Here is a 21560-nt window from a genome sequence, read left to right as displayed (position 1 = left end):
TAAACGTTATTGAAAGTGATGAACTGCTGGGTGAATAGCCTTAGAAAGGCTTGAGCGTAATGCGGTGAAAGTCGCACGTTACGTTCTTAGGGGACGGGATCGGAGCAATTCGATCCTGTTACCCGACCTGTTTTCTTTTTTAGAGTTGTCTTGTTCATTAATTTTTAGATCAAGTTTTATGTGAATCTGACTATTTTTTATTAAGCGCGGATCAATTGCGTGTTTGTGATTTAATGCCGAATCTAAATTTCAGCTATCAATTTACACCATGATCACCCGGTTTAACCCACTCTACTCTTTGCTGGTTTCCAGATAGACATCAACTCATCAAAAGTTTGTCCTTCCAAATTAATGAGTTTTTTTTCATGAGCAATCATTTTATAAATTATTTGTTTTTGGAACGATAAAATTTACACTCAACACCATGACCAAGATCATCTTTATAATATTCCATACCACACTTCCCCATTACTCGATGTGATGCACTATGTTTGAGTGGTGCAAAAGCAATAATATAATCAAAATTGATATTTATTTTACTCCATTCAAGAAGTGCCTCTAGTACTTCAGATGCATAACCCATACCCCAAAATTTTCTTACAATAAGATATCCAACTTCAATTTCCCCTGTTTCCATTGGCCCAAATCCACATCGTCCGATGAATTCATGAGTGACCTTATTGAATATAACAAAACCAGGCAATCCTTTGTCTCCATAAAGGCTCATAATCTGTTTTATTCTTCGCTTAGTCTGCTCGCGATCTTGTGTTCCATCAGGAAAGAATTTTCTAACTTCTCGGTCTGCATGAAGCTGAGCAACTTGATCTAAGTCCTCATCCTTAATTAAACGCAAAAGCATCCTTGGTGTTTCAATTTTAATGGTCATATTGGTTCACTTATAATCCTATATTTTCTATATATTGAATTTCTTCTTGTGTAAGCTCAAAGTCATATATGTTTAAATCATTATCCATGTGTTGTTGATTTGTAGTGCCGGTTAAAGGCAATATCCCCACTTGGTTTGCAAAGCGAAATATAATTTGCGGGATGGTTTTATCATATTTTACAGCAAGTGATTGCATGTGAGGGTTTAATAAATACCGCTGATTCGCAGTGAGCAAAGAAAATCCTTGATAGATAATCTTGTTTTTTTGACTAAATGTCCTAACGTCTTGATCCCATTGTGTTATGGCGAAACATCTATTTTGTATAAACGACGGCTTTATAGAGACTTTTCTATATAGTTCTTCAACTTGTGCCATATTAACGTTAGAAATGCCGAGAAACTTTACCTTTCTACTACACACCAGCTCTTCCATGGCTTGCCAAATTTCTAAATCTGCATCGATTATTCCATGAGATAGTGAAGGGCCATGAAGTATATAGGCGTCAATGTAGTCTGTCTGTAAATGTTCTAGTGAGCTTGCAAAGGATTGCTTGACCTGATTGGTCAATGAATCAAATTCATCATAAGGTTTTCTATGATCTTGGCCATGTACAGAGGTAAATTTTGTTTGTAGAAATAAATCACTGCGTGTTTTTTGACTAGTTGTTAAAAATTGATCAATTGCATCACCCACGGCTTCTTCAAAATAATGCCTACGTTGATTGGCAGTATCAATCCCTCGAAATCCTGAGTTGAGTGCCTGGAGCACCAAACGTTTTGTGTCATCTTCTTTCCATGCTGTACCATATAAAATAGGGGGAGTGGTTGATGTGTCGTTTTGTTTTATATTCATAATGCCGCCTCCATTGGTGTCACAGCATAACCAAGCATTATCCTCCTCAAAATATAGAGGTATTTTTCGGAGGATAATGAGCTAAGGAACAAAGCCATTAATAGACCCTGTGTCAATTTTATTTTGACTTTGAGCTTTCCACAATTGAGCATAGGCACCATTTTGATTTAGTAGTTCATTGTGGGTACCTTGCTCAATAATCACACCTTTAGCGAGTACCAGAATATTATCTGCATGCGTTACTGTAGAAAGTCTATGTGCAATAATAAGTGTTGTTGTGTTGATCGATATCTGTTTGAGACAGGTCTGAATGTCTTTCTCTGTTTTCATATCCAGTGAAGATGTTGCTTCATCAAAAATAAAAATTTTAGGTTTTTTAAGCAGCATTCTAGCGATGGCCACTCGCTGTTTTTCGCCACCAGACAATTTTAATCCGCGCTCACCAACTCTGGTTTCTAACCCATCAGGCAGTTTTGCCACGAACCTGTCAAGATGTACTGCTTGTATTGCATCCGCCAATTCATCATGAGTGACATGCGGATTTCCATATATCAGGTTATTTCTTAAGGTATCATTGAATAAAGCAGTTTCCTGAGGAACAATACCGAGTATTGCTCTGAGTGATGCATTTTGGATATTGCTAATATTTTGCCCATCAATCTGAATACTCCCCGAATTCAAATCGTAAAGCCGAAAGATTAATCTTGCGAGAGTGGATTTGCCGGATCCTGAGGATCCAACGATTGCAGTAGTGGTACCGGGTTCAACTATAAAGCTAACGTCATCAAGAATTTTTTGATGTTCATTATAAGTAAAATGGACGTGATCAAATTGGATTTTTCCTTCTTTGTACTTAAGTGTTCTGGCATTGGGTTGGTCTTGAATATCGATAGGAATTTTCAGCAACTGAATCGCGGTTTGAAAACGAGCTAAATCATCTCGGGTAACACGAATTCGATAGCCTAGCATGGATAATGGCAGCATGAACATGAATAAATAGCCATGGACCAGTACAAAATCTCCGACATTCATGCTCCCTGCAATGACTCGGCTGCCAGCAAGTAAGAGCATAATAATAACACACATACCGACAATGACATTTTGCATAAGATGAATTTTTGCATCGGCATTTAATGCTCGAGTATCTGCATGGGCCTTTTCTTGTAATTTTTGAGCAGCTGTATTGATTTCATCCTGTTGGGTATTAAAATATTTCACGGTATCCGCATGCAACAGGCTTTCCACCAGATAGGCGTTTGCAGATGCATCTTCATTGTTTTGCTTCATTCTGCATTTTACAATCCATTGAGCGGTGTAATAGCTTAGCAAGATATAAGAAACCAGCATCAACAATAGAACCAATCCAAAAAAAAGATCATAAAAATAGCTCAAAAAAATCATAGCAAAAATGATTTCTATAAGAACCGGCAATATCATCACAATGGGTCGACCAATAAGATCAACAGCAGACGAGTGTGAGCGTTCTATGATTGTAAGAATTTCGCCTGATTTACGTTCTCTATGAAATTTTGTGGAAAGCGCTTGTACGTGATCAAAAAGTTCTAAACAAAATTTTCTCGCCCCTTCTAATTCTACAGGAAAAGCTATTACTTGACTGAGGGTGATACAAGCTTTGGATGCACCCCAAACCGATGCATAAGTCAGAATGATGACTAAAGGGGTGCTGTTTAAAAATGGGGCATGTCCAGAGAGTGCATTAATGGCTTCTTTTAAAAAAATGGGGACACACAAATTTAGTGCAATGGAAATAAATATAAATAAGAGAGCCAAGACAACGTGAATTTTTCCTCTTAGGTTGTTCTTTGTCCAAACGCAAGGCCAAAGATAGTAGATAGTTTCTTTAATGCTGGGTAAACTATCATTCATCATGATGCACTCTTTTGCTGCTGGCTATTCCACATGGAGTAATATAATCCCTTTTTCTCGATTAATTCTTGATGCGTTCCAGCTTCTACGATTTCTCCGTCTTGTAAAACAAGAATGTTGTCAGCATGAATAATCGTACTCAAACGATGTGCAATGACTATACTGGTGGTATGTTTTGTAACTTCCTCAATATTTTCCTGGATATTTTTTTCAGTCTGCGTGTCGAGCGATGCGGTTGCTTCATCAAATAACAAAATACTCGGGTTGCGTAATAAACATCTTGCTATTCCAATCCTCTGGCGTTCTCCTCCTGATAATTTAAAACCCCCTTCACCGATGTTGGTTTCAATTCCTTTGGGGAGGTTTTTTACCATCTCTTCCAAGTGCGCCAGTTGGATTACGTTATTGATTTCACGCTCGGAGATATTTAGAGCACCGTAGCAGAGATTAAACCTCAACGTATTGTTGAAGAGTAGAACTTCTTGTGGAACAATTCCGATTTGTTGGCGGAATGAATGCTTGCTCACAGCAGTAATATCCTGGTCATCTATGAGTATTTGTCCCTGAGTGACTTCAAATAATCCCAGCAATAATCGTGCAATCGTTGATTTACCCGATCCGCTGGGTCCCACAATAGCTGTCATCTTTGCGGGTGAAACTTCGAAGCTTACATTTTTTAAAATGGGGTGTTCTGGTTGGTAACCGAAAGTGACGTTTTTAAAGTGAACATGCGGGCCGGTAATGGATAAAGGTTTTGCATCAGGATGGTCTTGTTCAACTTCATCGGTTTGATCTAATAAATAGGCTGAATATTCTATTTTGGATAAATCATTTTTGGTATCTCGCCAACGCACACTAGCTTCGCTTAAGGGTTCAAATAACTGTAATAAATAGCCATTAATCAGGACAAAGTCACCAATTTTTAACTGTCCAATTAAAATTTGGTGCCCTACTTTATAGGACAAAAAGGCAAGACCCCCCGCAATAATGAGTGTTTGTATCACCAAAAATGTACCGTTTCCACTAAATAATGCTGTATTTGCATGAACGCTTTCTTGTAAAAATCGGTCTATTTTTTTATGTTCTACGGTTTGACTGTTGTAGTATTTTACAGTTTCTGTGTTGAGTAGGCTGTCGGTAATTGCGGAACTTACATTTAATTCAGCAATGCTACAATTTTTTTGCAGGACTGTGGATTTTTTTTGAGTGAGTCCATTAAAAACAAGATAGATTCCCAAAATAATAATTAGATAGAGGCCATAGCTTAAGCCATAGAAGTGCCAAATGATTAAAAAAGCGAAGAGAATTTCTAAAAAAACAGGCACAATCCGAAACAATATGTTCGAGATAAGCATCGCGATTGCAAGCTGTGCGCGACTGATAGCGCTGGTTATTTTTCCGGTTTCCTTATCCAGATGAAATTTGTAATTTAAAGCATGGAGGTGTGCAAAGACATGAGTACTATAATCCGCAATTGTTGTACTTATGTTTACAAAAGAAAGCATCTCGCGAATTTTTTCACTGCATCTTGCCAGCATCCAGAGTAATCCATAACAGCAGATCAGCGAGATAATCATCATGCTCGATGTCATTATCGTACCGGATAATGCAGTTACTATATCTTTAAAAAAAATGGGTACAATTAAATTTAAGGCGAGGGTTGTGAAAACCAAAAATAATGAAAATATGACCCGAAACTTTTTTTTAAAGTTATTTTTCGGCCAAAAAAATGGAAAAAAATGGGATATTATCTGTAAACTCGTCAAATAGAGTCCTTATTGATTATTATCATATGATCGAGGAGGATAACATTAAATAATTTAGGAAGTAAAAAAACCGTAGGCATTGAGGCAAGCGCAAAATAATTTGTGTTCAAAAAAACATACAGTTGTGGAATAATGTGAGTCAATTCGTAATGATATTGTATGCACTGACATGTTATTTGAAATAAAAGATTTCTTGATAATGGTTGATTTTTGATAGGATAATGATTTAAATTTTTATAAAATAAATAGTGCAAAATTTTGATTACCAAATTTTGGAGGGACTATGGAATTATTAGATGCAGTTGAGGCATTGGTGAAAAATCCACTCCTTGATACAGTGGTTTTAGAGGATTGGGTTTTAAGTAAAAGCTTGGTTGAATCATATAAAAACTCAGATACACATAAGATCAGGGAGTTAATCACTGATAAAAAGAATTTTTCGGATATGAGCCATGTGATCCCGTATCCGGATATGAGCCATGTTTTTCCAGTGACCAAATAAGGATTTAAGTGAAAGTTGTAGCGTTAGTTGGTACTGGAATTAAAACAATAGCTCATATTACAGAAGAAGCAAAAGGATATATTTCTACTTGTGATAAGGTAATCTACTTAGTTAATGAACCCTTGCTAGAGAGCTATATTCGTAAATTAGCGAAATCATCAGAGTCACTGGATGAAATATACTTTAACTCTAAATCAAGAGAAAGTGCTTATAATAATATTGCACAATATATTCATAGCGCGATAGAAGATGTACGATCATTATGTGTTGTTATATATGGTCATCCATGTGTGTTTGCTACTCCTGGCTTGCTCGCTTTGTCTATGCTTGGTGATAGCATTAAAACAGTGGTGTGCCCTGGTATTTCAACCCAAGATTGTTTATATGCCGATCTTAGGTTTGATCCCGCATCTGGAGGTATCCAATCCTTTGATGCTACGGAATATCTTCTATATGATAAAGTAGTAGATCCTTCTTCTCATGTAGTAATTTACCAGATTGGTATGGTTGGAAATCTGGGTTTACCAACAAATAAAATCAATTTTGAGGCTCTTAATTTTATTAAAAAAAAATTAATCGAACTCTATAAAAAAGAAAAAAAAGCGGTTATTTACGAAGCTGCTCTTTATCCTGGTACTCATCCAAAGATATCTGAATTTGATTTAGAGCAACTTGATAGGCAAGAGTTAACAACACTGTCTACTTTGTATATTCCTCCCGATAAAATACAACGAATGCCGAGTTCTGATGCATTAAGGTTATTAAATCAAGTGGCATAGTTTAGTGGATGTATCTTATTTTTATTTAATGTGAGGGATTACAATGAGCTCAACAGTCAGCTCTTCTAAAGTAGGGTTCTCTTTTAGTGATTTACCAGTCACTTGTAAATTATTATTGGCTCTTTCTTTTATAGAGGCTATTGGAGGCGGCCTATCTTACCATATTGCGTATTTTTTTAGTGTAAGCACAAATTTTAATAAATTAAATATAGGCTTCTTAGGCTTTTCAATGGGGATTGGAGCTATTTTGGGCAGTATATGTGGTGGATACGTTACGGGAAAAGCACAAGCAAAGGGTATAATTGGGGCAAGTTTCTTACTCATGGGCGTCGCATTTGTTATTCTAGCAAAAGTGAGTTCTTTTCATTTATCTGTTGTCTTTGTATTGTTAATGGGATTTGGGATCAACTTGTTCATCACTTGCAGTAACTCATCTTTCTTGCAGATTTCAAAAAATACCAATCACAGTTTAACGATTGCCCAATCCTATAAAAATGCACTGGAAAATACTGGTGGTATTGTGGCAATGGTTTTGATAATGCTTTTAGCGCAAAATCATTTTAAATTAGCAATGACTTTGGTCGGCGTTACTTTGATATTGTTTTCAATAGTTATTTTTCTAAAATTAGAAATCAGTAATCAGGATGTGGCTGCAAAACCCAGTAATAAAGAAGAAATTGAGACAGTCTATAGCTCGCTTATTCCAATGTTATTTTCAGTATTTTGCATCGGTTTAACTTATGGGATACAAAAAACAGTACTAGGGATTCACTTAAACGAAACAATAGGAAATTCTTTAATCATTGGATTTTTTTTCGCAACCGATCCCATTTTAATCGCATTATTTCAAGTAAAATTATCAAAAAGGATTGAGCGATTCAATAAACATATAGTTGCTTGTATCGGCTGTATTTTATTAGGGGCGTCAACGTTTGCTATGGGCCTGTCTTCTACAATACTAGGAATGTTTTGTTCGCTTTTAGTATTCACTCTTGGTGAAATGTTGTTTATGGCGTACTCCGTTGCATTATGTCATCAATATGGAAGCTCTAACCACAGTGGCCTAGGTATAGGGGCGTGGCGCAGCGCATATGCATTAGGCATGATGATTGGCCCTCTCATATCAGGAGTAGCAATGTATTATTTCAATGCCCAAAGTGCTTGGACAATATCTTCTTTGCTTTGTTTCATGAGTGCCTTCTTAGTATTTAATTCTAAAAGAGCACAGCGGTTAGAAGCTGTTTATTGAGATGCATCCTTTAAAAAAAGGCGCATCTTGACAAAAAGTGTCATTACTTAAATGATGCACTCCAGAGTCATTTTGGAATAAATTATCAATGTCCGAAAGCCAATTTTTTTTATTCTCAAATCCATGGTAATAAAGAAATTGAGCTTTTTTGGCCTTTTCTTCAAGAATTGTATCAGCCCATTCTTCATGACTAGAAGAAAATAATTCTTTATATTTATTTGTAACGATTTTTATATTTTCAAGCTCAGAAATTAGAGTTGCTCTTTTTCTAGACAACCCTTGGTATGGTCTAAAAATAGGATGTTGAAGGGAAAAATATACCGGATTTTTTTCAACATGTTTTTTAGGTATTAATATAGAGGGGTCTGTTTTTAGCTTATAAATGTCTTTTAAAACGTAGGCTATCCATGATGCAGGCAAGAACTCATCGGTATTGGTAAACGAAAATCCATATTTTTCACCTATGAGAATTTCAAAGATATATTTAGCGGTATCTTGAATAAAAAAATCTCGTTCTAAATTTGATTTATCAAAAGCAACCCTAAAAATATGTTGATAATAGTCTCCATAGTAGGTGTAAGCATAATAATGTAGATAATATTTAAAGAAATATTTATTAATATTGATCCACTCAGGATTATTAACAATGTTTTCTATCCATTTTTCAGAAAAGTAAACGATGGAGGCCCGCCACTTACTTTCAGAAGGGCAAGATTGGTAAATTCGTTTAAAGAATTCACTGTGATCATGGTATGAATTGGGGATGGTGCAATCAATTCCAGATCGAATAAGACGATTATGGCTTCTTTTGCATCCAATGTTTTGTGTTACAAGAGTGGTTTGTGCCCCAGCTTTTACAGACAGTATGCCATTAGGCAAGTATCGTTTAAGTGGTTTTATCTGGGTTACATGTCCAATGTTAAAAAAATCCCCTTTCTTATCTATGTAAACAGGATGCGTTTCATTTTCTGAATCACCTCTTAAGTACCATTCAAAGCACTTATCTAATACAAGACCTAATGGACAACTGTGAAATCCATAAAAGAGGTCTTTAGTAATTGGTTCTTGAGATGAAAAATTATTAAGAGTTTGAAGCTTTCCTTGGTGCGGAATATAAAAGGTTTCAGAATCACCAATTAAATCACCATATCCAAAGTTAAAAACATATAGTGGGAAATCTTTTCCTGGCGCAATTTCATCAACTAAGAAAAAAAACTCAGGATTAGAGCGTTTTACTTCCTCTTTAATTTCATCCCAACAAACTCTAGTAAAATTCCTACAAAATTCCATATTAGTCTTTTTGTTAATTAAGTTGCTTTTTATTTTGAATTAAAATGCGTATTTGCCAAAGATTTTAGTGATATAAATGACAAACATATTATGCTCTAATCAAATCAAGCTTGTCAAATAAGTAAAGTACGTTGTTGTTGTCGTAATAAGGATTTTAATCATGAAGATTTTAAGTGAACAGGTTATTAATGGAGAGCGTATTGTGACTCAGGTTATTGATACAATCTTAAGCAGTACAGAACACAATCTTGTTACATTATCCGATATATTTGGGATATCTTTAAATAAGCTTGTTCTGAAAAAGGGGTTTTCAAATGATGAGATCTTAATGATTGTAAAGATAGGAAATTCTTTATTCATTAATTAATAAAATACTTTAGCCCCATTCTTTACCCAACCTATTATTTGAAACATTGATGCTGATTCAAATCGAATTTGTGGCCAGTCCGGATTGATAGGTGAGCATATAAACGTATTGTCTTCTGAGCTTATTTTTCTAAATAAGTTCTCTTCAGTAGCGTTAATATGAATCAGTACTAAATCGCAGTGGTTTTGTTTTTCTTTACAGAAAGTAACTAGGTCACCTGCATTATAAATAGGAGACATACTTTTATCGTGCACAATAAAAGCAAAATCATCATGCGTTATGTTGTCTTGAATTGATGAAGGTATTGGGAGATAACCTTCAATTTTAGATGAGGTATTGATTATAGGGATCGTTTGGAAGGGATGATCCTTCATAGGTTTGTGGTCAATATCTAAAAATAATAACCATGTTGGAGAAACACCCAATGCACTACCGAGTATTTCTGCATCTTTAAACCTGGGCGTTCTTGTTCCTCGTTCCCAATTACTAATTCGTTGCGCTGAAAAACCAGTGACTTCAGCCAACTGCACTGCAGTGAATTTTTTGTTTTTTCGCGACTCTTTAATTCTTAACCCTATTTTTAATTTTATATCCATATAAATACCTTGCAAAATAAACATAATTGTTTATTATAAACGTTATCGTTTATATTTGTGTGTATTGTTTACCTAGCGTTTATTATACACATAAGTTGAATGAACAGTAACAAATAAACAAACCGATTTAGATAAAAAAATATTTTTTGGCGTTTTCTGTAGCTATATACAGAATAAATTGAAAAGGAGTATTCGTTGTGGAAAATAACTTTAGGCTACAAATCTGTAAGAACATCATTAATTATCTATTAGAGTCAACTAACTATACTCTAAAAGACATTGCTGCTTTACTAAATTGCTCAATAAGACAATTACGTTCTATTTATTTCGATGAGTTAATGCCAACTAATCTATATTGCGAACGGGATCTTGTGAGGCTTTATCATTTAATTCTTGAACTCAATACTAATAAACAATATGTGCACCAGGGTTATAAATGGGGTTGCTTATGAATACTTTTAATATTGAAGAGGCTTCAAAGTTTCTAGGCGCCCACAGGGAAACTATCCGACGAATGGCTGCATCAGGTGAACTACCTGGAGTAAAGATAGGGCGAGGTTGGCGTTTTATAGAACAAGATCTTGCGATGTATATGCGAAACAAGTACTCTACTTGCGATGCATCGTGGGGTGTCGATATAGGAGATAATAAATGGCACTCACGAAAAAAAATGGGTTCTGGTGGATCGACATCACCTTCGGTGACAAGCGTATACGCAGAAGCACTAGGACTAAAGTAAAACAACAAGCGCAACAATTCCATGATAATTTTCTACAAGATCTATGGAGTAACAAGCATACCAAATTACCCCAACAGAAATCGTGGGTAGATGCTGTTGTGCGATGGTTAGAGGAATCAGCGCATAAACGAAGTTTAGTTACAGATAAATTTCATTTGGCCTTTCTGGACCCTTATCTTGGCCAGAAAACGTTAGATGAAATTAACGCCGAATTAATTGAATTTATTGCGCAAGAAAAAGAGCGGACTAATGTTACTCCAACGACGGTCAACCGAATGTTGGAAATTATACGTGCTATTTTAAACAAAGCTCATAAGGAATGGCAGTGGATAAACACCATGCCATTATTCAGAATGAGAAAAGTTGAAAATAAGCGTATACGTTGGTTGAGCAGCGGACAGGCTGGTAAATTGCTTCAGGAGCTACCAAATCATTTGAAAGATATGGCCGCTTTTACTTTAGCAACTGGTTTACGCCAATCTAATGTTACTAAGTTGCAGTGGAGTGAAGTCGATTTAATTAGAAAACATGCACTCATTCACCCTGATCAATCTAAAACAAAGAAGGCGATCCCTGTTCCTTTAAACTCTGAGGCAATTGCAATTATAGAAAAACAAAAGGGCCTACACCCCTCATTTGTATTTACTTATTTTGGTAAGCCTGTTACGCGATGTAATAATCATGCTTGGCAAAAAGCGTTGGTTCGGGCAGGAATCAAAGATTTTCGTTGGCATGACTTGCGTCACACTTGGGCAAGTTGGCATGTGCAAAATGGTACCTCATTGCAAGAATTACAGCAATTAGGTGGATGGTCAGAATATGAAATGGTGTTACGTTACGCGCATCTTTCAAGTGACCATTTAAAGGTGGCAGCGGAAAGAATTACAAAAAATTCTGGCACGTTTTCGTCACTGTAACTTGGTTTTTACGGCACGTTTCGATCCAGGTAACCGTTAACTACCTGATTTTAAAGGGTTTAAATGGTGCGCTCGGAGGGACTCGAACCCCCGACACCTTGGTTCGAAGCCAAGTACTCTATCCAGCTGAGCTACGAGCGCAATAAGGTATGGGATTTAATATTTTGCCATTTACATTCTGGTTGAATGGATGCTCTACCAAAATGGTGGGCCGTATAGGATTCGAACCTATGACACAGAGGTTAAAAGCCTCCTGCTCTACCACCTGAGCTAACGGCCCTTACTTAAGGCAAAATATTTTTAAACTGTACTCTAAAACTGGTGGGCCGTATAGGATTCGAACCTATGACACAGAGGTTAAAAGCCTCCTGCTCTACCACCTGAGCTAACGGCCCTAAAGAGGCTGGAATAATACCGTATTAGCGCAGAATTTCAAGTCTTTTTATAATGTTTCTTCTATTTTTGTTATTTTAAAGGGCACAAATGTTTTTTTTGGACAAAAATTGGCGCTATACGAAATAGGATTGCTTCATTAATGGGGCTTGAGCATAAATATCTTTTTCTGTAGCTAATACAGTCCAATCCTGTATTTTTAATTTATCAGCAAGAGTTTGAGCTGTACTTGACGAAGTAATGAGTAGTAGAACATCCGCTCCTAAAGCGCCACAGCCTTTGATTGCGAGTATCTCCGGATCTTTTTTAAATTCATTGATATGTTTTAAGCTGTGTTCGGCAACTAAATTTAACTCTGCTAGTTTTTGATGATAGTTATTAATAGTCCTAATTAACTTTTGGGAATCAACTTGTTCAAATGCTTGTTTTGCTTCATCCACCAACAGTGATAAATAATTAATCTGATCGGGTAGGGCTGTGTCTTGTAAATGATGATGAGTAGCAAGTTTTACGCCGGTATGGATGAGAAAGAAAGACAGATCATGAAAGGGCCAGTCGTAGGACTTCATTACATTGTGTTGCTTATTAATGTAAACGCATCCTTGTTGAGATTGAGCGATCACATCATACCCACTTGGTCTTAAGCCTTTTCCAGTCCAGGATGATTCATAGTAAGCATTAAGCATCTGTTTTAAATCAGGAGTTGTGTTATTTACGAAACAACTCGCTAAGTAACTTGCTAAGAATTGTGCGCTGGAGGCACCTAAGCCTCCTCGACCTGCATAGGGATCATTCCATAAAAGACTTTGTCCTAAGTTTTGTTGGTGCCACCAAATCCCAGCTGGGGATTCTGGATGAATCCCAGATGTTTTTTCTTGTGTTGTAAGTGTGAGCTCAAAACAGGGCGCAGTTGTGAGGAGAAGTGCTGAAGCTTGAGCTACAGCAGCATATTCACCTAATAGAAATGTTTTTGCAGGGATTAACCATTTCATACTGCAATCGGTGTTTGTCTGATCTTAGCGAGTAAATCATGAGCATTATTAAGGCTAATTCTTTTATGCAAATCCAACCATTTTTGTAAATGTTCTTTGAGTACAGGCATTTCGTTTTCATTGGCTCCGGCAGCCAAGAGCAGATTATCAATATGTAATTTCATATGGCCCTGAATAATACCTTCAGTACATAAGGCTTTGATCGCACCTAGGTTCTGGACTAGGCCTACAGCCGCAATGACTTGAGCCAATTCATTTGCTGAAGAAATATTCATCATCCGTAAACACATTTTTGCAGTAGGGTGCAATGAAGTAACGCCACCTATAGTTCCTACAATAATTGGGGCTGTGAGTTGTCCTGTAAGCACTCCATCATGATAACGCCAACGGGTAATTGCTCGATATTGCCCATCACGAGCAGCATAAGCATGTACTCCAGCCTCAACGGCACGCCAGTCGTTTCCTGTAGCAATTAAAACGGGATCGATGCCGTTCATTACTCCTTTATTATGGGTAGCGGCTCGATAAGGATCCATTTCTGCAAAGAGCGATGCTTCTTGCAGTTTTTGGCCAAGCACCGGATCGATAGAGTTTATCGTGACTTGAGCTGTTGTTAACTTTTGATCATTCAAATTGGACAAAATACACATGGTGACTTCTTCACCAGTTAACTGCTCTATAGGTGTTTTCAAGTATTCGAGAACTTGATTAATGATATTGGCCCCCATGGCATCACAGCTATTCATAGTCAAATGAATGACGGCCATGTCTTGATTATCTTCTCTTTTGAGCTGGCGTAATTGCAAATCCATGACCCCGCCGCCACGTTTTACCATGTTTTCAGCAACATCTTTATTGGCTTTGTTAATCAGATAAGTACGATTTTCATGGAAAATTTGAGAAAATTTAGAGAAATCTTTAACGTTCGCTAATTGAATTTGGCCTAAAATGCATTCGCCTTGAACCCAGGTCTTTATTTCACCACATTGTCTAATCCATTTAGCGGATTTCGATAAAGCGGCGATAATTGATGTTTCTTCAACAGCCATCGGAATAACATAGTCTTGTCCGTTAATGTTGAAATTAGTTGCAACACCTAAAGGAAGTTGAAAATAACCAATGACATTTTCAATCAGTTTATCTGCTAAATTTAAATCTTTTATGCCACCATTTTTAAGAAATGCAATGTCTTCGGGTGTTACTGCCCCTAAGGCTAACAAGCGTTTAAAACGTTCTTCTCGAGAGAGTTTAGAAAATCCACGGAATAGCTCATCAGTGTTAGAAGTTAAAGGCATGCTTTCTCCTTTGAGTAGCCGGCATTAACGCAAGTTTTGTAATGCCATGTTTGCGTTGTTCAAATTGGCTGTAATTTTCTTGCATACCTGAATTTAGTGTCTTGAAAAAAATAAAAGCAATTTTATCATAAAATAGGAGCGCAAACTACCCGAAAATCGTAGGTTATATATGATTTTGTTTTATTTCTTAGTTTGTCATCCATCATAGAGCTGGACTCTTTCTGAATGAGTTATTTAATTCATGAAACAAAAGTAAATTTATCTTCCGAGGCATCATCTTACTTGTCGTGATTTAATGCGCAGAGAGAGATAACTAGCTTCAATAAAGAGGTTGGATGTTTTTTTTATTGTTCATTTTTTTAATTTAATCCCCCCTGGTGTTTTTTTAGCATGAAGAGTAAATTAAGTGCACTTAATTGGATGTAACTGCTGGAGATGTTATGGGAAAACAAAGTAAAGAAATGAATGCATTTAACACGGCTAAAAAACTAAGAGAGACATTCATCGAACAATTGAAAAAATGTAACTCTGAAGACGACTTAGAAAAGTTTTTAAGCAAATATAACAAAAACAAGCAAAATAGAGAGCCTTCTATAAGTTTAACGTCTCATCATCAATCGCAGATTAGTGTGATGGATGGGGAAATCGAAGAACGGATCAGCAATTTAAGAAAACGCTTCGCACCCGAAGTTTCTATTGAAATAAGTCCAAGCGTTGAACAACATATAGTGGGACCTGCTATAGTAGAAGAAGATGCAATGTTCGCCACGATTCCTGTATTTCCATTAGAGCTTACGAAAGGAAATCACCCTTTCCGCCAAGTGGATGAGCACCAGAAACTTGAAGTGCCTGACGAGGAAGGGAAAGGAAGGGCTCTTGCTTCAACTGTGATTAAAACGCCTGTTAAATCAATTATAAAAAGTGACGAGTTGGTAAGAGACGAGTCTGAAAAACTAAAGCAACTTAAAACAAAACATACCGTAACATTTGCACCTTTAGAACCTAAAAAGGTTTTAGGTGATGATAAGTTGCCTCAAGGAACTGATGTAGATCACAGAATTAGAAGACAACGACTTATTCATATTTTTGATGTCAATGTAAAATTAAGAGCTATTCAGACAAAGCAGAGAATATATGAAGAAAAAGTTAGAAAATATCGGAAAGAAAAAAACCTAAATGAAGAAGAAAAATATCACAGAGCTGCAATTGCCGCAAAAAGTATTTATGTCCAAATACATCAATTAAAAGAGCAATATGTTCGTGATGGCGATGTAGTTTCTTTTAAATCGAACAGTCAAGATGTTCTCGGTGACGATAAAGTCAATGTAAAAACATTACGGACACATCGTGGATGGTGGGAAAAATTCTTAGATGATTTTGTGAGTCTCATCAATACAGGATTGGATCGTGTTGGTTCTTCAATACACATGCCTAAGTTATCACTCTTTAAACCTCTAGCTGATGGAGGCAAGAAAGTTACCGAACTAAATAATGCAATTAATGCGTTAAATATATAGTTTTATTTTCCTAATAAACAGGGAGTCTGGGTTTAATTCCCTCCACCCAGGCTTCATTTTTTACCTACCCGAATAATATGATATTGTGTTACCATGCTTTATTGTTTTTGCTCTTCCAGAATATTCCTATTATTCTTGAGGATATTGTTCAATAAATATGACTATGGTACAAAACAGCGCGCAAATCACTTTCGATAAGAAACTTGCCACAGTCCACTGTACAGGTCACTGGTCTGTTCTAAAAATTGGGAATTTATTAGAAAAATTCAATGAAAGTGAATTACCAAAAAAACAAAAAGTAATTATTAGCGGCGAAAACATCAGTTATTTTGATAGTGCAGGAGCTTTAACTTTAATTAAATGTATTGATCTGCTCGAACAGCAAGAAAACCAAGTTGAACTGGCTGACTTTACAGAAACCCAACAGCAACTCATCGATTTAATTAAATCAAAAAAAGATGTTTTAGATTATCGTATTCCTTCTCCAGATAAAAAAAATATATTTTATCAATTAGGTAAAGAATCGGAGAATAAATTCCGACAAGCAGAGGGTCTTGTTGCTATAATTGGTGATTTAGCTACTAAATTATTCGAAGCATTTAGTAATTGGCGCCGATTTCAATTACCTAGCATTATCGCAAATGTACATACTACAGGTGTAACTGCTTTACCCATCCTTGCTTTGCTTTCTTTTTTAATTGGTGTCGTTTTGGCCTATCAGATGGGATTGCAATTACAAACATATGGGGCTAACAGTTTCATTGCCTATTTATCAGGTATGGCTATTTTTCGTGAATTTGCACCCTTGATTACAGCCATTATTGTTGCTGGGCGTACCAGTTCAGCATTTACTGCACAAATTGGCAGTATGAAACTGAATGAAGAAGTGGATGCACTTTTAACTATGGGGCTGTCTCCTACGGAATTATTAGTACTTCCTAAAGTGCTTGGATTATTGATCGCATTTCCTTTATTGATTTTTTGGTCTGATGTTTTTAGTATTTTAGGGGCGATGATTATGGCTAATAATATGCTGGGCATTACCTTCATCGATTTCTTGCAACGATTGAAAGATTCTGTGGGAATTTCACAATTGAATTTGGGCTTATATAAAGCACCCGCATTTGCAATGTTAATTGCCCTGGTTGGTTGCTTTCAGGGATTTAGAGTTGAGGCCGGCACGGAAAAAAATATTGGAAGCCAAACTACTAAAAGTGTGGTGCAAGCATTATTTTTAATTATCATTGCTGACGCAATTTATTCAGTCATTTACAGTCGGATGCATTTATAGATGAGTGAACCCATTATCGAAATTAAAGGGCTAAAAAATTCTCTTGGTGGTCAATGGGTACACTCTGATGTGAATTTGACCGTGGAAAAAGGCGAAATTTTAGCCATTATTGGTGGTTCGGGAAGCGGAAAAACAACGATATTACGTAGTTTACTGATGTTACTGAAGCCTACAGCAGGTACCATTAAAATTTTTGGCCAAGACATTAGTCATCTCGATATGGAACAATCTTTTTTGCTCCGTCGTCGATGGGGGATGCTTTTTCAGCACAGTGCGTTATTTTCATCCATGAATGTAGTGGAAAATGTTATGTTTCCTATGAGAGAATTCACTAGCCTCGATCCTAAATTTATGTATGAATTGGCTTTGTTAAAAATCGCTTTAGTGGGGTTACCTAAAGAAGCAGCAGGTAAGTTACCTTCAGAATTGAGTGGAGGAATGCAAAGAAGAGCAGCTGCAGCGCGTGCCATTGCAATGGATCCGGAATTGTTGTTTTTGGATGAGCCCACTACAGGCTTGGACCCACTGAGTGCACGACTTTTCGATGAGTTGATTGTGTTTTTAAGAGATTCTTTAAAACTCACTATAGTCATGGTGAGTCATGATATAGAATCTTTAAAACGGACGACAGATCGCGTGGCTTTTATTGGTGATGGAAAAATTTTAAGTGTTGAGCCGATTAATGATTTAATGAAAAATAAGAATAAAATAATTGCTGGTTATTTTAGTAAAATGTAATCTAGAGCCTCCCAACATTCATTGTATAATAGGCACTAAGCATAACTGGAGACAGAATACTTGGAAGCGAAAACCAATTACACCATTGTAGGTGTAGTCGTACTTATATTGCTGGTAGGTTTAGTGGCTACAATGCTGTGGTTGTCAGTTGGTTTTAGTCAAAAAAAATATATTACTTATACCGTTTTTATGCATGAGGCGGCATCTGGTCTGACTCAGGATGCTCCCGTGAAATACAATGGAGTACAAGTGGGGCATGTAAAGGAAATAAAATTAAATCAAAGCGACCCAAGACAAGTTGAAATCTTGTTAGATATTGAAGAAGGAACACCGATTACGACAAGTACATATGCCACGTTAAATTCCCAAGGGATCACTGGCGTTACTTATATTGGTTTGAGTGCAAGCACTTCAGATCTGACGCCAATCCAAAAAATGCCAGGTGAGCCCTATCCAGTTATTCCTTCAAAACCTTCTGTTTTTACTCAATTAGATGGCATTTTAAAGAGAGTATCTGAGGATGTAGACTCTGTAAGTACCGAAGCAAAGCGTATTTTTAATGAAGAAAATGCAAAACATGTAAGCCATATCTTAACTAATATTGATCATTTTTCTAAAGACCTTGCGCGCAATGGTAAGAATGTTAATGTTTTAATGGATAATCTTGCCAAAACAAGCCGAGATTTCCCGCATATGCTGGAAGAACTCAGAGTGGGAATATCTAAATTTAATACAATGGCAGAAAGTTTAAGTAAAGCTGGGAACAGTGTATCAAAAACTATGGGTACAGGAAAAAATGCTATCGATAAAATTTCTGAAGAAGCACTCCCACCTGCTGTAATCTTATTACGAAGATTGAATGCAATTTCTGCAAATTTGGAAAAGGTGAGCAGTGAACTGCGACAAAACCCTGCTGTGGTTATTCGTGGAAGTAAACCGCCAAAACCTGGGCCTGGAGAATAATAAATGAATAAGTGGACTGTGTTTCTCGTGGGTTTAAGTACAGCGGTACTGAGTGGTTGCTCAGCAGTTAAAGTCTCTGTAAAAAACCAGTATCAATTGAGTGCATATAGCACAAAGCAGTTGGTTAAAGAACCGATGCCTATTACTTTATTGGTTACGCCACCTGATGCCGCTGCAGGATATCAAACAGAGCAAATGCTCTATAGCAAAAAGCCTTATGAACTTGAACCTTTTGCAAAAAATGCCTGGGTAAATCCACCAGCAGATATGCTTTATCCCCTAATCCTACAAAGCTTGCAACGAACAAATCTGTTTAAAGCGGTTACATCTAATGCGTATACTTTAGGTGTAAATTATCGATTAGATACCCAATTGCTTGCTCTTGAGCAGAACTTTCTTAAAAAACCAAGTGTACTTGAGTTTTCAGGAAAAATGGTTTTAACCCATGTAAGTGATAACAAAGTATTGGCTTCAAAAATTGTCAATTTACAAATTCCATGCCCAAGTGATACGCCTTACGGTGGTGTAATCGCAGCGAATAAAGCAACGCGACAATTTACTGCGATCTTAGCCCATTTTGTTGTATCTCATATCGAACATTAACGGATTTGCTTCGAGTAGATTGTATCTATAAAAGCGTCACAGTGTAGTGAGGGATCTCCAGAAGACTGGGTATGAATAAAATCAGGAGATTCTTTTGTCGCAAATACCTCAGGATGAGGTGGTCGTTAATGCCCCGTAGTTACTGCAAGCAACCTTTTAGTGAAAACTTATCTTGTTTTTAAAGGGAGTATCTAGGACTTGGGATTGAATTGGTTTAATTAGTTATTGTAGCCAAAAAATAAAAAGAATTGTACAATGTGCCCCCATGAGCCCTGTATGGGAACTTTGAAATTTGTCAATAATAAAAAGAACGAAGGAGATTGAGGATGAAAGCCGGATCACTATGTAAATTAGGTCTGCTTGTAGCGAGTGCCGTTTTAGTTGCTGCGTGCTCCAAAGCACCAGGTAGTGCGGATGGGGTAGGGGTGACTGATGCCGAAGCATCTGCCCAAGGTTTAGGACAATTTACTCATTTTGCTGGTCAAGAACCAGGTGAATCTTATACAACTAAGGCACCTCATAATCAATTGTATTTGTTCTCATATGATGACAGTAACTTAGCTCCCAAATATTTACCATCTGTTAATGCTCAGGCAGAATACTTGAAAACTCATCCGGGTGCTCGTGTATTAATTGCTGGACATACTGACGAGCGTGGTAGTCGTGAATATAACGTAGCTCTTGGTGAGCGTCGTGCAAATACTGTAGCCGACATTTTACGTATGGCTGGTGTTAACAGACAACAAATGCGTGTTGTGAGCTACGGTAAAGAGCGTCCAATTAATTTAGGACATGATGATGCGTCACATGCACAAAATCGACGCGTAGAATTTACTTATGAGGCAACAAGATGATAAATTGCAAAAAACACATTATCGCTACAGGTTTTATGTTCCTGCTACCTTTGACCAGTTGGTCCGTGGCGCCTGTTGTTGATGAGAGTGAAAATTTTGCAATGATTGACCAGCAGGCGTATGAAACGCCTGTTGGCCCTAAGTACGATCAACCACAAATTGACAATGGTCAGTTTGAAGTTGCTCGTAATGAAAATTATACAATAGATAATTCCCAAACTGATGATGAACCTGCGCTTGCTAAAGATGACCAAGCAAATGATTCAAATAATAATGTTACAGACAGCGCTAAGCTAATTGACAAAATCCAAAGTTTGCAGCAAGAAATCCAAGAGCTACGTGGACAATTAGAAGTACAAGCTCATGATTTAAAATTGTTACAGCAACAGCAAGTTGCTTTTTACAAAGATTTAGATTCACGCTTAAGTGGGACTACTTCTGCGAAAGCATCGCCAAATAAACCTTCATTGGATCTTTCAGTAGGTTCAAAGGAACCCGCTACACCTAAGAAAATTGTACCGGCACCTGATGTCCAAGCAAACAAATCAGTTACTACGCCAGTTACAGTACCTGTTTCTACTGCATCCAGAGTAAACCCTGCGGATGAACAAATCAGCTATTTAGCTGCATATGAATTAGTGAAAAATAAACGATATGATGATGCTATAAGTGCTATGAATGTATTCGTTCAAAAATATCCAAGGGGTGGTTATACTGCTAATGCACAATATTGGCTAGGCGAGCTTTATTTAGTTAAAAAAGAGTATTCTCAAGCCATAGGGCATTTTAACGTTGTGTTACAGCAATTTCCCACTTCAAGTAAATCGGCTGCAAGTATGTTAAAGGTTGGCTATGCCTACGCTGAACAAGGTGATAAGCAAGAGGCCAAGAAGTTCCTGCAACAAGTTGTAAGAGCTTATCCTGGTACTCCTACAGCACAATTGGCTAATTCAAAATTACGTACAATATAATTAATGAATTTTTTTATATGTGACTTAGAAATTTGTAAATTTGTAGCCTGGGTAATGCACATCGTAACCCGGGTTTTTTCTATCAAAAATTTCTCGAGTTACCGCTTATGCC

Annotated in this window: 21 protein-coding genes and 3 tRNA genes; 13 read left to right on the top strand and 11 right to left on the bottom strand. The window is 36.8% G+C overall.

The features are described from left to right. Nucleotides 1-385: 385 nt before the first annotated feature. The 4 genes from ACWTEW_RS08550 to ACWTEW_RS08535 form a co-directional block, all read right to left on the bottom strand. Nucleotides 386-886 (bottom strand): GNAT family N-acetyltransferase, encoded by a 501-nt coding sequence (locus ACWTEW_RS08550; RefSeq protein ID WP_454781268.1) that lies wholly within the window; start codon nt 884-886, stop codon nt 386-388. Nucleotides 887-896: 10 nt separating this feature from the next. Next, nucleotides 897-1739 carry an aldo/keto reductase family protein gene (locus ACWTEW_RS08545; RefSeq protein WP_045096112.1) on the bottom strand — a complete coding sequence of 281 codons (843 nt, stop codon included), beginning with the start codon at nt 1737-1739 and terminating at the stop codon, nt 897-899. 81 nt (nt 1740-1820) lie between these two features. Next, nucleotides 1821-3629, bottom strand: coding sequence for an ABCB family ABC transporter ATP-binding protein/permease (locus ACWTEW_RS08540; protein ID WP_454781267.1), 1809 nt, complete (start codon nt 3627-3629; stop codon nt 1821-1823). Then, on the bottom strand, nt 3626-5392 hold the full coding sequence (locus tag ACWTEW_RS08535; protein ID WP_454781266.1) for an ABCB family ABC transporter ATP-binding protein/permease: 1767 nt from the start codon (nt 5390-5392) through the stop codon (nt 3626-3628). Before ACWTEW_RS08535 ends, ACWTEW_RS08540 begins: the two co-directional genes overlap by 4 nt. A gap of 283 nt (nt 5393-5675) precedes the next feature. Between ACWTEW_RS08535 and ACWTEW_RS08530 the strand changes: the two genes are divergently transcribed. Genes ACWTEW_RS08530 through ACWTEW_RS08520 form a run of 3 tightly spaced genes read left to right on the top strand, consistent with a single transcriptional unit; the run spans nt 5676 to nt 7922 of the window. Then, nucleotides 5676-5894, top strand: coding sequence for a hypothetical protein (locus ACWTEW_RS08530; protein WP_058492587.1), 219 nt, complete (start codon nt 5676-5678; stop codon nt 5892-5894). Between the two features lie 8 nt (nt 5895-5902). After that, complete coding sequence (locus tag ACWTEW_RS08525; protein ID WP_454781265.1) at nt 5903-6673, top strand: SAM-dependent methyltransferase; 771 nt, start codon at nt 5903-5905, stop codon at nt 6671-6673. A gap of 43 nt (nt 6674-6716) precedes the next feature. Continuing rightward, entirely contained in the window at nt 6717-7922 is a 1206-nt protein-coding gene (locus ACWTEW_RS08520; protein WP_045096110.1) for an MFS transporter, read from the top strand. Here ACWTEW_RS08520 and ACWTEW_RS08515 read toward each other — a convergent pair. Then, nucleotides 7905-9212 (bottom strand): hypothetical protein, encoded by a 1308-nt coding sequence (locus ACWTEW_RS08515; RefSeq protein WP_454781264.1) that lies wholly within the window; start codon nt 9210-9212, stop codon nt 7905-7907. The two genes, ACWTEW_RS08520 and ACWTEW_RS08515, sit on opposite strands and share 18 nt — an antisense overlap. 160 nt (nt 9213-9372) lie before the next feature. On the opposite strand from ACWTEW_RS08515, the gene ACWTEW_RS08510 reads away from it, so the two are divergent. After that, nucleotides 9373-9579, top strand: a complete 207-nt coding sequence (locus tag ACWTEW_RS08510; RefSeq protein ID WP_454781263.1) for a hypothetical protein — start codon at nt 9373-9375, stop codon at nt 9577-9579. Here the strand turns inward: ACWTEW_RS08510 and ACWTEW_RS08505 are convergent. After that, nucleotides 9576-10175, bottom strand: coding sequence for a helix-turn-helix domain-containing protein (locus ACWTEW_RS08505; RefSeq protein WP_454781262.1), 600 nt, complete (start codon nt 10173-10175; stop codon nt 9576-9578). The two genes, ACWTEW_RS08510 and ACWTEW_RS08505, sit on opposite strands and share 4 nt — an antisense overlap. Nucleotides 10176-10623: 448 nt before the next feature. Here ACWTEW_RS08505 and ACWTEW_RS08500 point away from each other — a divergent pair, with 448 nt between their 5' ends. Next, nucleotides 10624-10914, top strand: coding sequence for a helix-turn-helix domain-containing protein (locus ACWTEW_RS08500; RefSeq protein ID WP_231865834.1), 291 nt, complete (start codon nt 10624-10626; stop codon nt 10912-10914). Beyond that, nucleotides 10827-11831 (top strand): tyrosine-type recombinase/integrase, encoded by a 1005-nt coding sequence (locus tag ACWTEW_RS08495; protein WP_454781261.1) that lies wholly within the window; start codon nt 10827-10829, stop codon nt 11829-11831. The genes ACWTEW_RS08500 and ACWTEW_RS08495 overlap by 88 nt, the downstream gene beginning before the upstream one ends. A 64-nt stretch (nt 11832-11895) precedes the next feature. On the opposite strand, the gene ACWTEW_RS08490 is transcribed toward ACWTEW_RS08495, so the two are convergent. The 5 genes from ACWTEW_RS08490 to ACWTEW_RS08470 all read right to left on the bottom strand — a co-directional run bounded on the left by ACWTEW_RS08490 (nt 11896) and on the right by ACWTEW_RS08470 (nt 14511). Continuing rightward, a tRNA-Arg gene (locus ACWTEW_RS08490) sits at nt 11896-11972 on the bottom strand. 63 nt (nt 11973-12035) lie between these two features. Continuing rightward, nucleotides 12036-12111 (bottom strand) — tRNA-Lys (locus ACWTEW_RS08485). Between the two features lie 39 nt (nt 12112-12150). Continuing rightward, a tRNA-Lys gene (locus ACWTEW_RS08480) sits at nt 12151-12226 on the bottom strand. Nucleotides 12227-12340: 114 nt separating this feature from the next. Further along, complete coding sequence (locus ACWTEW_RS08475) at nt 12341-13216, bottom strand: mevalonate kinase family protein (protein WP_454781260.1); 876 nt, start codon at nt 13214-13216, stop codon at nt 12341-12343. Then, the gene (locus ACWTEW_RS08470; protein WP_454781259.1) at nt 13213-14511 is read right to left on the bottom strand and encodes a hydroxymethylglutaryl-CoA reductase, degradative; all 1299 of its coding nucleotides are present in this window, start codon (nt 14509-14511) and stop codon (nt 13213-13215) included. Before ACWTEW_RS08470 ends, ACWTEW_RS08475 begins: the two co-directional genes overlap by 4 nt. A 440-nt stretch (nt 14512-14951) precedes the next feature. On the opposite strand from ACWTEW_RS08470, the gene ACWTEW_RS08465 reads away from it, so the two are divergent. The 7 genes from ACWTEW_RS08465 (at nt 14952) to ybgF (ending at nt 21448) form a co-directional block, all read left to right on the top strand. Then, the gene (locus ACWTEW_RS08465; protein ID WP_454781258.1) at nt 14952-16028 is read left to right on the top strand and encodes a hypothetical protein; all 1077 of its coding nucleotides are present in this window, start codon (nt 14952-14954) and stop codon (nt 16026-16028) included. Nucleotides 16029-16191: 163 nt separating this feature from the next. Then, the gene (locus ACWTEW_RS08460; RefSeq protein ID WP_454781284.1) at nt 16192-17319 is read left to right on the top strand and encodes an MlaE family ABC transporter permease; all 1128 of its coding nucleotides are present in this window, start codon (nt 16192-16194) and stop codon (nt 17317-17319) included. Further along, nucleotides 17320-18057, top strand: coding sequence for an ABC transporter ATP-binding protein (locus ACWTEW_RS08455; protein WP_454781257.1), 738 nt, complete (start codon nt 17320-17322; stop codon nt 18055-18057). It abuts the gene before it with no gap. A 60-nt stretch (nt 18058-18117) separates the two neighbouring features. Continuing rightward, entirely contained in the window at nt 18118-19020 is a 903-nt protein-coding gene (locus ACWTEW_RS08450) for an MlaD family protein (RefSeq protein WP_454781256.1), read from the top strand. 3 nt (nt 19021-19023) lie between these two features. After that, a complete protein-coding gene (locus tag ACWTEW_RS08445) occupies nt 19024-19623 on the top strand; it encodes an ABC-type transport auxiliary lipoprotein family protein (protein WP_454781255.1) in 600 nt (199 codons plus the stop codon). Between the two features lie 326 nt (nt 19624-19949). Beyond that, on the top strand, nt 19950-20477 hold the full coding sequence (pal, locus tag ACWTEW_RS08440) for a peptidoglycan-associated lipoprotein Pal (RefSeq protein ID WP_454781254.1): 528 nt from the start codon (nt 19950-19952) through the stop codon (nt 20475-20477). Next, on the top strand, nt 20474-21448 hold the full coding sequence (gene ybgF / locus ACWTEW_RS08435) for a tol-pal system protein YbgF (protein WP_454781253.1): 975 nt from the start codon (nt 20474-20476) through the stop codon (nt 21446-21448). The genes pal and ybgF overlap by 4 nt, the downstream gene beginning before the upstream one ends. The last annotated feature ends 112 nt before the right edge of the window (nt 21449-21560 follow it).

The sequence above is a fragment of the Legionella stuttgartensis genome (assembly GCF_977063405.2).
Note: the sequence above shows the minus strand (reverse complement) of the source record. Positions and strands in the feature narration are given on the sequence as shown.